Genomic DNA, 12,257 nt, shown 5'->3' on the forward strand with positions numbered 1-12,257 from the left:
TCTCCTTTTATTATTACCCAGCAGCCCAAACGGACGAACACACGTAACTGAGTGTGGGCTGTATGTATCCTTGCGTCATTCTCTATGAATAAGACCACGGTTAGCAATGCACAGATAAAAAAAAGCCGAGTCAATCACTCGGCTTCTCATTAATTCGCTCTATTACAGCTCAGCGTTATGGTAAACCTGTTGTACATCATCACAGTCATCTAGCATGTCGAGGAACTTCTGGAATTTCTCCGCCTCTTCGCCCGTGACCGGTGTGTGTGTTTGTGGAACGAACGTGATTTCTTCCACATCGATAGTCAAATCAGGGAACTGATTATTTAGCGATGTTTTCACTTTGAAGAATTCAGTGTTAGGTGCAAATACAGTGATCACACCATCTTCCAGTTCAACATCCGTCACATCGACATCATCCATCATCAGTGCTTCAAGGATAGAATCTTCATCATCCCCTTTGAACTGAAATACCGCTTGGTGATCAAACATGTGTGATACGGTACCTGGAGTACCAATTTTCGCACCCGTTTTAACAAAGCATTGACGCACATCTTGGAACGTACGGTTGCCGTTATCTGTTAAGCAGTCAACGATAACACTTGCGCCGCCAGGGCCAAAACCTTCGTAACGAGCAGGTTGGTAGTCTTCACCACCACCACCACTGGCTTTATCTAGCGCTTTATCAATAACGTGGCCTGGAACTTGGTCTTTCTTCGCTTTTGTGATCAGGTGGCGCAAAGACAAGTTCATGTCTGGGTCCGAACCACCATTTTTCGCACACATGTAAATTTCTTTACCGTATTTGGAATAGACTTTAATTTTTGCGCCTTGAGTTTTCGCCATTGAGGCTTTGCGCACTTCAAAACTTCTTCCCATAGGGATGATCTCTCTAATTCAATTTAACGCGAGGGATTTTAGCAAAAAGTGGGATCATTTCAATTTTCCACTTAGCAAAGACATGAATGCTACGCAACACCCATCACTCTTTTGTATTTGTTCACCGATTGTAAAAACCACTCTTTTTCGGCCTCACTGGCAATTTTAGACTGCTGCTGAGTGATCGCTTCAGGCCCTGCTTTTCCTTGCTTGAGTTTCCAAACAAGAAAGGAAGCTTGTTTATCGAGCTCTACTTTGTTTTTTTCTTCAGCGGCAAGTAAAGATAGGTTGAAGGACATGAGTTAGCCTAGATCGGTAAATACGTGGCACGAAATATAGCATAGGACATAGGAAAATTAAGAGCATAAATGTGCAATTTATCGGTATGAAATCAAGAAAATTGGAAAATATAAAGGGTGGCTATGCGCCACCCTTAGGGGATTAATGGTGAGAACTCGTCAGTGAAGTATGCCTAGCTCCTTCGCTTCTTCAATGGTTAAACCACTTTCTCGAATCTCTCTTAATGCTTCAATACGACGGCGAGCTTCGGCTGATTTAAGGTTTTTAACTGGTTTTTGAGTTTCTACTTCTTCCGTGAAGTCCCACTTATTTGCAATATCAGTCATTTCGTCATGGTCAATAGAATTTATGGACATTGTTACCTCCGAACAAACCACGTAAGGGACATGTAATCTGTAGCAAACGACATTTGATTTGTTAAGCATATTTCGTCCATATTGTGATTTTGGCGATGGTTTAGAAACCTTATTTTTAAAACTATTAATATTACTTTGCCAACCTTGCTAGACGAGGCTAAATTTAAATATTACATACATGAATTCAAGCGTTTTAGCGCTCATTTTATTCTGTTGCATACTGTCGCAGCCCCCCCTACCCCACGCTCTTTCAATGTGCTGATTTTTAGCTCATGGTTCTCCATTTCTGTTTGGCAAATAAGCTTGAAATACACCAGACTGTAGTTAATGCATTTAAAGTTGTAGGTAAGACGCGATGTGTAAGCTTCACGACTGGTTAACTGAGATCCATCAATGGCATCTGAACAAGCGCTATGATCAGGTGGCTCAATTACAACCTCTGATCCTTAATGCTCCACAAGAGATCTGGGGGCCGGATCTGAGTGATGATCAAAGTAAAGCAATTGCTTGTTGGCTTGATGCTTGCCTGCGCCAATATGAGTACTACAAGCTTATTGACGGTGAGCTTGCCTTCCAATATCTGCAGCTTGCTTACGCTCGTTTTCAGCGTTGTGTCTCGGAGCCGAATAGTGAACTTGAGTTAAAATCTTGGTGTATAAAACGGATGCAGCAGTTGATGGTACTGAGTTTGGAACATCTCAACCAACAGCACGTTGATGAGGCCTTATCCCAAAGTTTAATTGATGCTCATGTTCGATTTCTTGCATATTACGCGTGGAACGATGATCAAGGTATAAAGCGAGGGTATTAATTGATTGCAGGGATCAACAGATAAAAAAATAGCGAGTTATATAACTCGCTAAAAACATATATGAGCCAATCTATTAATTCATCAGATAGGACAAAAGGTTGTCTATTCGTTTTCTATACTAACGAACCTTCTAAAACAAAATGTCAGCTACATGTCAAGGTTGTGTTGTAAATTGGTTTTAAATACCTTTTAAATACCAATAGCGACTTCATCAAGTGCCCGGAATACGGATTCATCTAAATGCCCCTCGTACACTTGCTTGCACACTTTGCGGCGTACCGCGAGACCCGAGATCAAACGTTCGATCGATAAATGTTTATTCTCGTTTTTCGTGTTATAGAGCTCGATCAATTTACTTAACGTCTCATAAGAGATCGCCTCATTTCCAACCCTCAGCCAATCCAGCTTATCAATCAGCTCTGTACACTCTTCCTTGATAGAGGATGGTGGATGTCCAGTCATTGCTGATAACGCCGTTATACTGCGTTCTAGGGCCTCTGGAGAGGTATATTTAGATAAGGTAATCGTAATTTCATCGGCATTGATCTCTACTAGGTGTTTGCGCTGCTTGACTCTTCGTCCTAGCTTACCCTTTGGAGACGGTGCTTTACGTTGAATCGGTTCAAACTCACCATCAATGATCTCAGAAAGCTCTTCTAGCTTTTGCTTAGAAACCATCTCATTGCGCAGTGGGTTAGGTAACGTTGGGGCCATGTTGCGTTTGCCTGCATTGGTGGTACGAGCGCGCGAGTAGCGCAGGACTTCTTCCACATCGCATTTAATGTCGACTTGGTAATCCATCACTTTTTCTTTATCCACCAGTGTGGTGACCGTCAAATGATAGCCCCAAAGATTCACGACAAATAACGAATCGCTGCCCTTTCCTTCCGATAATCGTTTTAGCTCACGGACAAGATCCATCGAAAAACGACGCCATTCGATATTACGGGCCAACTTTTGGTTCAATTCACTCAGTAGCATGCTGTCGGTATGGCGACGCGACATGCGACTGCGAAAATAGGAGTAGAGTTGGAAGACCAACGTATGTTGCTTTAGGATCTCTGGTGGAAACAAGAAAAAGTAATCGCGAGTGAGTAACTCTTCGTAGAATGAAGGCTCCCACACCAAAATGTACAAATTAGGTTTGATCCTAATTTCACCATCAGCGCCTTCCGTTGGCGCTTCTTCAGAAGCGGTGATCGTTCTTGCTAGGAACCGAAAACGATCACTCTTAAATCCTTCTGGCATGTTTTCACTCAGCCAACGGCCTGTTAACTCATGCAGTTGGAAGTCTGTAAATTCAATCCGATCAATACTATCGCGAATAGAATCTCTTGCTGGGCCACTATCTTTTTTACCGCGAAGCGACAAAATGTCAGTAATGTACAATGGGGTTTTATTCGGTGTGTGTTTGGTATTAAGTTGGTAATCTTCTTGGTGATGATCGTGGTATTGCACCGTTAAGGTGAACAGTGCAAACAGTGTCATTAGATCATCAACTGTCATGATATTTTTAGAAGAACGAGTTTCAATGATCGCACGGGTACCAGAAATCGACACCATTGATTTCTGGTAGCTTTTACGAGTTCTCGGTGGAGCTAATGCTTGATCAATGATCCCAGCCCAATTGGTGGGTGAAACCACAAACTGATCCGCTTCGTCTTTCATCGCTGGTGGAATATTTAGCCCATGCTCTGTCAACAAACGCTTATTGACCTGAGTTTGAGCCAGCGCTTTTGAACGCTTGCGTTTTTCTGTCTGTTTTACTGATTCAGTTACCAGACTGGTTGAACCAAGCACAGAGATGAGCTTATTTGGGTTAACAAATTTATGCAGCATTGTCTTGCCAGCTAAACCTTCTTCAAATCTCACCGGGATCTGTTTAAATAAACCAATACTTACTGCAGCACGCAGCCGTTGCTGAATAGCCGCTCTGGTCAATTGGCCATCGGTTGCTTCAATTAACTCTGTTGTTGAGACTAACCCATCTTGGCTGCGGAAACCTCTTAATGAGATCAGGTTAAGAAGTTCAACGATACTTTTGGTAACACCTTTAAAATGTTGGTATTGATCAACCCAATCAACAGCAGTTTCTGAAACTTCAAAAAGATGCCCATCTTTGTGGCTCCTTGGTGCTTTGATCAATATTTTTTCGTCTGCGTTCATTATTAGATCCGTATCACACTAGCCGTAATATCGCTATAGTTCCAATAGAATAAAGAAAAAGAGATCATAAATAAAGAAAAACTTATTGCTTTTAAATAACTGATCTTTTTGATTATTCTGATCTATATTGCTTATATGATCTAATGATCAGGCCTTAATGAGCAGCCTAATTGATTGTTTTATAGAGATAAAAAAAAATTCCCTTCAGAAGCATGATCATAGAAAACTGAAAACATGATCATTGTAGAGAAGAAAGCATGATCAATCACATTCCGAACGATGATCATCAGACGAATGAATCAATGATCAAACACTTTCTTAAAGCATGATCATGGCTCATGCACAACTTATCCACATGATGAGTTGAAGTGATTATTTTATTTGAGCTAGATGAAGAATATGGGCTTGGTTTTTCTTTGGAAAGATGATCAAGGAAGTGCATTAAATGTTCTTTCAAAGTCGATTTTGGCATAAACACGAATTGAAATGACAAATAACTCTTTTAACAGCTTCTATTATAAGGAGTGAGAGTGTGTCGAAAGCATGATCAAGAGCGTATTGAAGAAGGTTTTGTTATTTGGTGTGTTTTAAATTTTATTTGTTATGTACTAGGTATCTTGCTCAGCCCCTACTCCATCTGCAATCACCCGTAATTATGCGCTATTTTTACATGCTTCCGAGCTTAAATCACACTTGATCATTGATCCGATGAAGATCCATTTGTTTTCTGATTATTTGCTGATAAGGAAGGCGCTAATTCCTCTTGATCATTGTTCCTGTGGCGAGGGATCTCTTCGGACGCATGATCATCATGTTAGCCTTGATCATGCGTCCTGGTACCCTGACGAAAAGGATAAGTTTCCCCTGCCCTGTCGCTCTAGTTATTATTATTCATGTTCTGCGATTATTTAATTGATCTGCAGGGGGAACATCATTCCAAATGACACATACCGTAAATTATGCTGCTTCTCTAATCGTTCCGGGTATTTTAAGCTCATTTACAATGTAAATAAGTTACGTTGTAATATTTTTAATGTTCAAATAAATAATGGACTAAGTTGTCCATTATTTAAGGAAAAATGATGACCATAATGAGGTCAATTCATTAAATTCCGATATGTTTTTCTATTTATTGTGACATTAATCTAAAAGTGAATGTTCACCTTTTTGTTGAGTATTAAATTGTTTGCTGTACAATCTGCGTTAGGTACTTATTATGGAATTTGGCAATGAAAAGAGAACAAACCATAGCGAATCTCTACCAGCTCGCCGAGCAAACTCAACAGGTGCAAGCTGACCGAATTGAAATTGTTTTAGAAGAACGTAGTGATGACCATTTCCCAGCGATGTCAAAAGCGCTAATGGAAACTCGTTCAGGCTTAACACGCCGTAAGCTAGATGATGCCATTTCCAAAATGGAACAAGCTGGCCATCAATTTACTAAAAACAATGCAAATCACTATTCAATTTCTTTAGCGGAAGCCCACATGCTCATGGATGCCGCTGGTGTGCCTAAGTTCCACCAAAGGAAAAAGCATGGTGATCATAAGCCTTGGGTCATCAATGTTCAGAACCAAAAGGGGGGGACAGGTAAATCAATGACGGCTGTCCATCTAGCCGCGTGCCTCGCCCTGAATTTGGATCAGCGTTACCGTATCTGCTTGATTGACTTAGATCCGCAAGGTTCATTACGGTTATTTCTCAACCCGCAAATAAGTTTATCAGAGCACAGTAATATCTATTCTGCCGTTGATATTATGTTAGACAACGTGCCTGAAGACACTGAAGTGGACAAGGCGTTCTTACATAAGAACGTGATGTTGCCAACCCAATATCCCAATTTAAAAACCATCTCTGCATTTCCTGAAGATGCAATGTTTAACGCAGAAGCGTGGCAGTATCTTTCGCAAAACCAATCGCTTGATATTGTTCGACTGCTGAAAGAGAAACTTATCGATAAGATTGGCGATGATTTTGACATCATTATGATTGATACTGGCCCACACGTTGATCCATTGGTATGGAATGCAATGTATGCTTCCAATGCATTACTGATCCCGTGCGCGGCTAAGCGATTAGATTGGGCGTCAACCGTCAATTTCTTTCAACACCTTCCTACGGTTTATGAAATGTTTCCAGAAGATTGGAAAGGGTTAGAATTTGTACGTTTGATGCCGACGATGTTTGAAGATGATAATAAAAAGCAAGTCTCGGTATTAACGGAAATGAATTACCTGTTGGGTGATCAAGTCATGATGGCGACGATTCCGCGTAGCCGAGCATTTGAAACCTGTGCTGACACCTACAGCACCGTTTTTGATCTCACCACCAGCGATTTTGAAGGTGGTAAAAAGACGCTAGCGACTGCGCAAGACGCTGTGCAAAAAAGTGCACTGGAGCTTGAGCGAGTGCTTCACAGTCATTGGTCATCACTAAATCAGGGGTAAGTAAAACATGGCAATTAAAACGTCTGAACTAAATGCGAAACTGTTTGGTAAAGCGAATAAGCGACGTGCAACCACCCCGCAAGAAGCCCAAACGGCAGCGAAAGAACAAGCGCAAATCATCGAATTGGCGGTTGCGGGAGAAGAGTTAGTCACTTTCGAACTGGTCAGGATTCCCGCTGATCAAGTAGCGGAAAAGACGATTGTTTTTACGCAGAATGCGCGTGAACAAGCTTTTCTGAATGAGCATGCTCTATCTGATGTATTGAGTACATTACGCGAGCGTGGTCAGCAATATCCTGCGGTTGGTCGTAAAACCGCTGGGGGCAAAATTGAAGTCCTTGATGGCAGCCGTCGTCGAATGTCTTGTATCTTGGCGGGTAAAGAATTTTTGGTTTATGTCGCTGAAGACATAAACTCGGAACATGCGAAGTTTCTTTCGGATGTGGCAAACGCGCACAAGCCGCTTTCTCTTTATGAGAAGGGTAAAGAGATGCAAGCGAAGCTGGATAACGGTGAAGCGGAAGACCAAAAAGCTTTAGCCAAGATATTTCAGTGCAGTGAGGCCCTAGTAAGTGGTGCTCTAAAAGCAGCGGCTTTGCCACTTGAGCTATTGCAAGCTTATCCAAATGTGGTTGAATTAGGTCGTCCAACCATAGTTAAATTACATAAACAATTTAATGAACTCGATGCAAAGCAACAAGCAAATTTGTTGGAAAAGTGTCAATCTGAAGATGGATTTGTTTGGCAGCGTAGTAGCGTACAAGGTGTTGCCCGATTGACGAAAGAAGTCACAGAGACAATTGAGTCTTGGATACAAGAGTTGTTGCCACCTAAGCGCACTGAGCATGTAAAAATTGATCTGATCAAAGGCCGCGTAAGTTACAGTCGTAAAGGCAGTAATTTAGCGCTTAATTTGAAAAAGGTGGATGATGCTACGGTGCAAGAAATATTAGATTTTATTCAATCTAAGCTTGATTAAGCATCCATCATGTAAAGAATAAAAACCCGCCACGGCGGGTTTTTTAGTAACTAAGTCTATTCAGTTCGAATCTATTGATTTCTTAAACGCTGCCAGTATTTTTCGTAGATAGCGAGCGCTTCAGGCCCAACATCATTAATGAATTCTCCTTTAGCCATATCTTCATCGGCTGGGAAAATCGTTGGATTGTCGCGAAGTTCTGCTGGAAGCAACGCTCGGCCGCTTTTTGTTGCCGATGCATAACCTAAGCTATTTACAATCTCAGCTTGGTTCTCTGCTTGATACATGAAGTTGATGAATTTATGCGCCAACGCTTTGTTGTTGCTTCCTGATGGAATAGTAAAGTTATCCATCCACAAGACTGCGCCTTCTTCCGGCATTACAAATTTTAGCTCTGGCATCTCAACTTGGCCTTGGTAGGCATTCCCGTTCCATTGCATCCCTAACGCTGCTTCACCTGAGACATAAGGCACATGTGGCGCATCAGAGTTATACAACAGTACATTATCTTTTAACGCAACCAATGATTGGTAGGCTTTTTCAATCTCTTTTTCATTTTTTGTATTAATACTGAAGCCATTTAAGATCAGCGCCATACCAAAGACATCGCGAATATCGTCAATCAACATCACTTGTTGGCTATATTTCTTATCCCACAAATCAGCCCAGCGAGAGACACCTTCTGGTACTAATGCTTCGTTATAGCTGAGGCCAGTGATCCCCCAAATATAGGGCAGGGAATAACTATTTTTGGGATCGTGTGCTTGGCCGAGTAGTGAAGGCATGGCATCTTTCATGTTCGGGATTTGTGCATGATCCAGCTCGGTTAGTAACCCTTCACGTCCCATTTTTTCAATGAAATACGCTGAGGCAAAAACCACATCATAACCGCCACCTTTGAGCAACTTGAGCTTGGTATACATTGACTCGTTATTTTCAAAGGTCGAATAGTTAATCGTTACCCCTTCCTGCTGCTCAAACTGCTTGAGGGATTTTTCTGGAAGATATCCTCCCCATGCATAAACGTTGAGTGTTTTGTTGTCTGCGCTTACGTGTGAAGAAGTTAGAGCTGCTGCCAAAACCAATCCTTTGATGAAAGTTTTCATTGCATTTGAATTCCTTAAATAGCCCAGAAATGTACTGGGGTGTAGGTGAATAATTAGTTAAAAATGGTCACGATTAAAGCAAATATAATTTGTCGTAAAGAAAAATATTTTTAACGACGCACAGTGATTATAGCGGCTGTGCTACCATTGCGTTTCAGCGAGGTGGCGTAAATATGAACATGATAGCGGCTTATTTAGATGATTTGATGGTGCAGGCTGAGAATAGCCTATGGCGTATGGGGCTCTTAATCCGTGGTGAGCCTCAATGGCAACAACACGTGCTTATGCATTTTCTCGCAAAAAATGAGGGGCAAGCCATATTTCAGTTAGGCGGAGAACCGTTACCATGCGTTCGTTATGCCCCCTTCAACAAAGGGCAGCAGTTTCTTGGTCAAGAATGCCATTTACTTATTTGTGACAATCACCATGGTTTTGATGCGAACAGTTTCAGTGCTGCGCTGGGTTCACTGGTCGGTGGTGGGTTACTGTTGATCATTGAAGCCCCTCAGCGTAACGACTCTTTTGCTGAGCGCTGGTTAACGCGAGCGTTCGAACAGCTTGTTGTTATAGAACAGAATCAACCTTGCCCTCCTTTACCCGTTTATCCACGAGTCAGTTCTCAATCACCGATTTATGAACAGCAAGTTGATGCGGTTTCAGCAATTCTTCGTGTGATGGATGGGCATCGCAAGCGACCATTGGTTCTCACTGCCGATCGGGGACGAGGGAAAAGCAGTGCGCTTGGTATTGCTGCGGCTAAATTGATGGCGTCTCGTTCATTAGATATTGTGGTCACGGCACCCTCAATCCATGCCGTAGCGCCGATATTTGAACATGCGGCTAAAGGTTTAGCAGGCGCTCGCGTCACCAGACAATCCCTTACTTGGCAAAACTCGTCATTGACGTTTGTGGCACCGGATGAGCTGATTTTACATCGGCCACAGTGTGATCTCCTATTGGTAGATGAAGCGGCCGCGCTGCCTTTATCAATGTTAAAAAACTGGGTTGAACACTATCATCGTGCGGTCTTCTCTACCACCATTCATGGCTACGAAGGGTGTGGGAGAGGGTTCACGCTTAAGTTTCAAACTTGGTTAGCACACCATCGAGCTGGGACTCGAACTCTCCATTTAGATCAGCCGATCCGTTGGCGTCAGGGTGATCCGTTAGAAGCGTGGCATTACGATACTTTCCTCCTTCGTTATGATTTAGCTACATTGCCGACGATGACATCAGAACAGTTAGCGACACTTAACATTGAGCATCTGGATAAGGCTCAACTCATTGTCAACCCGACACGCTTAGCCGCTATTTTTTCGTTATTAGTGAATGCTCATTACCAGACATCACCGAACGATCTATTTCATTTTTTAGCGGACGATAAAGTTCAGCTAGTTGCTGCAATGGTAGGCGAGGTTTGTGTCGGTTGTTTGCTGACAGTACGTGAAGGTGGGCTTTGTAACGCTTTAGTGGAAGAAATCCAACGAGGAAAGCGACGTCCTAAAGGTCATCTAGTTCCTGTTTGCTTAGCTAATCAAGTTGGTATTACGCAGGCTGCGCAGAGTGTTTGTCAGCGCATCATGCGTATTGCAGTTCATCCCGAATTACAAAATCAAGGGTTGGGCAGCCGCTTGATTGAAGCGTGCATGCTGGAAAATGATGCCGACTATTTAGCGACGAGTTTTGGCGTAACGAGCGATTTAATGGCTTTTTGGGCTAAGAACCAATTTGTTCCGATAAAACTAGGGAGCCACAGAGACAGTGCGAGTGGCTGTTTTTCCTTAATCATGGTTCAAGCGAAAAAATTGGATTGGTTAACTCGGGCAGAACAGATTTTCGAACAGCATTTCATTTTCTCTCTATCTGATTCTTTACAAAGTTTAGAGCCGGCTTTGGTTCGGACCACCTTGTCATTGGTCCGAGATCGTGTCGCATGCGCGGATTCAAATGAAGTTAATTTCCTACCTTATTCATTGCTGCGTTGTTACGCACAAGGCGGTGCGGATTATGAGAGTGTGAGTGTATGGATTCATCGGCTAATTACTTCATTGGATAAAGCTGCTCTATCACGATTATCTGATCTACTTATTGTCAAAGTGTTGCAAAAGAAAAGCTGGCAAGAGTGTGCCAGTCAATTAAACCTCACTGGACGGAAAATGATTGAGGCTACCCTCCGTCATGACCTCAATCGACTATTAGATGATTTACACTGTAAAGTGGATCATTCAACGCAATGAACTGCAGCCAATTTACAGTGTAAAGCGTGAATAATGTAAGAGCAGACACCTTCTCCAGATGTACTGTGCTTGTCATATGACAAAAAAGTCCTACTACTTACGTCTTAAGAGTAGGATTTTTTGTTCTAGTCACAGAATAAAAAATCTAAACTATATTAATGAGTTAACCATACGGTCACCATTATTATGAGGTTTTTATTTTTGTTCCTAACGTGTTCAATCATTTGCTTAATGAGTATTCCCTCCTACACTCAAAGTCAGGTGTTCTCCTAAAACATAGAATATAAATAGTACGTAAGGATGAGATATGGATCTTTTGTTGGCGGAGTCTTTGGAAATTTCAACGGTACTAGATTCCAAAGCAAATTATCTTCAATGGCTAAGCCTAACTCCTCCTTTAACAATAGATGCATCACGAGTCAATAGCGTGGATGCTGCCGGTCTACAACTGCTTGCTACTTTGTTTATGACAGCAGAGCGAGCTGGAATTGAGATCACTTTAGTTAACGCAACAAACACGCTCAATGAAGGTATTGCGCTACTGGCTTTAGAAAGCTTGTTCGCAGAGTAATGAGATTTTGCAAGGAAGAGGCTATGACAAAGATCCTCGCGGTTGATGATTCGGTTTCAATTCGTCAAATGCTAAGCCATACATTGAAAGATGCAGGCTATGACGTTGAAACTGCTATTGATGGAAGTGATGCATTACGTAAGGCACAACAAACCAAATTTGATGTTGTTATTTCGGACGTCAACATGCCAGTGATGGGTGGTTTTGAGTTAGTTAAAGCGATACGTGGTCATGCTCAATATAAGTTTATTCCTATTTTGATGCTAACCACCGAAACGAGTATGGAAAAGAAACAAGAAGGAAAACTCGCTGGAGCTACAGGATGGTTGGTTAAACCGTTCAACCCTGAGACGCTATTGAAAACACTAAAACGGGTCATATAGAACACCGTATTTTATTAGAAGC

General features: G+C 42.1%; 11 protein-coding genes. 6 read left to right on the forward strand and 5 right to left on the reverse strand.

Annotated features, from left to right (window positions below; translation table 11 throughout):
* Positions 1 to 162: 162 nt before the first annotated feature.
* The 3 genes from N5E84_RS16450 to N5E84_RS16460 form a co-directional block, all read right to left on the reverse strand.
* Entirely contained in the window at positions 163 to 879 is a 717-nt protein-coding gene (locus tag N5E84_RS16450; RefSeq protein ID WP_017044945.1) for a YebC/PmpR family DNA-binding transcriptional regulator, read from the reverse strand.
* 89 nt (positions 880 to 968) lie between these two features.
* Positions 969 to 1,178 (reverse strand): DUF3283 family protein, encoded by a 210-nt coding sequence (locus N5E84_RS16455; protein WP_017046863.1) that lies wholly within the window; start codon positions 1,176 to 1,178, stop codon positions 969 to 971.
* Between the two features lie 159 nt (positions 1,179 to 1,337).
* A complete protein-coding gene (locus N5E84_RS16460; RefSeq protein ID WP_017043498.1) occupies positions 1,338 to 1,535 on the reverse strand; it encodes a PA3496 family putative envelope integrity protein in 198 nt (65 codons plus the stop codon).
* 355 nt (positions 1,536 to 1,890) lie between these two features.
* Between N5E84_RS16460 and N5E84_RS16465 the strand changes: the two genes are divergently transcribed.
* Positions 1,891 to 2,346 (forward strand): hypothetical protein, encoded by a 456-nt coding sequence (locus tag N5E84_RS16465; RefSeq protein ID WP_019283032.1) that lies wholly within the window; start codon positions 1,891 to 1,893, stop codon positions 2,344 to 2,346.
* A 189-nt stretch (positions 2,347 to 2,535) separates the two neighbouring features.
* On the opposite strand, the gene N5E84_RS16470 is transcribed toward N5E84_RS16465, so the two are convergent.
* Positions 2,536 to 4,512: a replication initiator protein RctB domain-containing protein gene (locus tag N5E84_RS16470; protein WP_017043500.1), complete on the reverse strand. Its 1,977-nt coding sequence runs from the start codon at positions 4,510 to 4,512 to the stop codon at positions 2,536 to 2,538.
* Positions 4,513 to 5,741: 1,229 nt separating this feature from the next.
* Between N5E84_RS16470 and N5E84_RS16475 the strand changes: the two genes are divergently transcribed.
* Entirely contained in the window at positions 5,742 to 6,959 is a 1,218-nt protein-coding gene (locus N5E84_RS16475; RefSeq protein WP_026027506.1) for a ParA family protein, read from the forward strand.
* Between the two features lie 7 nt (positions 6,960 to 6,966).
* On the forward strand, positions 6,967 to 7,938 hold the full coding sequence (locus tag N5E84_RS16480) for a ParB/RepB/Spo0J family partition protein (protein WP_017049342.1): 972 nt from the start codon (positions 6,967 to 6,969) through the stop codon (positions 7,936 to 7,938).
* Between the two features lie 71 nt (positions 7,939 to 8,009).
* Here N5E84_RS16480 and N5E84_RS16485 read toward each other — a convergent pair whose 3' ends face one another.
* Complete coding sequence (locus N5E84_RS16485; RefSeq protein ID WP_017044942.1) at positions 8,010 to 9,044, reverse strand: PotD/PotF family extracellular solute-binding protein; 1,035 nt, start codon at positions 9,042 to 9,044, stop codon at positions 8,010 to 8,012.
* Positions 9,045 to 9,217: 173 nt separating this feature from the next.
* Here N5E84_RS16485 and N5E84_RS16490 point away from each other — a divergent pair, with 173 nt between their 5' ends.
* The 3 genes from N5E84_RS16490 (at position 9,218) to N5E84_RS16500 (ending at position 12,235) form a co-directional block, all read left to right on the forward strand.
* On the forward strand, positions 9,218 to 11,281 hold the full coding sequence (locus N5E84_RS16490; RefSeq protein ID WP_019283031.1) for a tRNA(Met) cytidine acetyltransferase TmcA: 2,064 nt from the start codon (positions 9,218 to 9,220) through the stop codon (positions 11,279 to 11,281).
* A 307-nt stretch (positions 11,282 to 11,588) separates the two neighbouring features.
* Complete coding sequence (locus N5E84_RS16495; RefSeq protein WP_019283030.1) at positions 11,589 to 11,852, forward strand: lipid asymmetry maintenance protein MlaB; 264 nt, start codon at positions 11,589 to 11,591, stop codon at positions 11,850 to 11,852.
* A gap of 23 nt (positions 11,853 to 11,875) precedes the next feature.
* On the forward strand, positions 11,876 to 12,235 hold the full coding sequence (locus N5E84_RS16500; RefSeq protein WP_029388403.1) for a response regulator: 360 nt from the start codon (positions 11,876 to 11,878) through the stop codon (positions 12,233 to 12,235).
* Positions 12,236 to 12,257: the final 22 nt, after the last annotated feature.

Origin of the sequence: Vibrio sp. J502, assembly GCF_025397955.1 — a bacterium.
Classification (GTDB): Bacteria; Pseudomonadota; Gammaproteobacteria; order Enterobacterales; family Vibrionaceae; genus Vibrio; species Vibrio anguillarum.

Bases quoted from the DNA above. Each gene is read 5' to 3' on its own strand.
- N5E84_RS16450 (WP_017044945.1), bottom strand. From the start codon at position 879: ATGGGAAGAAGTTTTGAAGTGCGCAAAGCCTCAATGGCGAAAACTCAA.
- N5E84_RS16455 (WP_017046863.1), bottom strand. From the start codon at position 1,178: ATGTCCTTCAACCTATCTTTACTTGCCGCTGAAGAAAAAAACAAAGTA.
- N5E84_RS16460 (WP_017043498.1), bottom strand. From the start codon at position 1,535: ATGTCCATAAATTCTATTGACCATGACGAAATGACTGATATTGCAAAT.
- N5E84_RS16465 (WP_019283032.1), top strand. From the start codon at position 1,891: ATGTGTAAGCTTCACGACTGGTTAACTGAGATCCATCAATGGCATCTG.
- N5E84_RS16470 (WP_017043500.1), bottom strand. From the start codon at position 4,512: ATGAACGCAGACGAAAAAATATTGATCAAAGCACCAAGGAGCCACAAA.
- N5E84_RS16475 (WP_026027506.1), top strand. From the start codon at position 5,742: ATGAAAAGAGAACAAACCATAGCGAATCTCTACCAGCTCGCCGAGCAA.
- N5E84_RS16480 (WP_017049342.1), top strand. From the start codon at position 6,967: ATGGCAATTAAAACGTCTGAACTAAATGCGAAACTGTTTGGTAAAGCG.
- N5E84_RS16485 (WP_017044942.1), bottom strand. From the start codon at position 9,044: ATGAAAACTTTCATCAAAGGATTGGTTTTGGCAGCAGCTCTAACTTCT.
- N5E84_RS16490 (WP_019283031.1), top strand. From the start codon at position 9,218: ATGAACATGATAGCGGCTTATTTAGATGATTTGATGGTGCAGGCTGAG.
- N5E84_RS16495 (WP_019283030.1), top strand. From the start codon at position 11,589: ATGGATCTTTTGTTGGCGGAGTCTTTGGAAATTTCAACGGTACTAGAT.
- N5E84_RS16500 (WP_029388403.1), top strand. From the start codon at position 11,876: ATGACAAAGATCCTCGCGGTTGATGATTCGGTTTCAATTCGTCAAATG.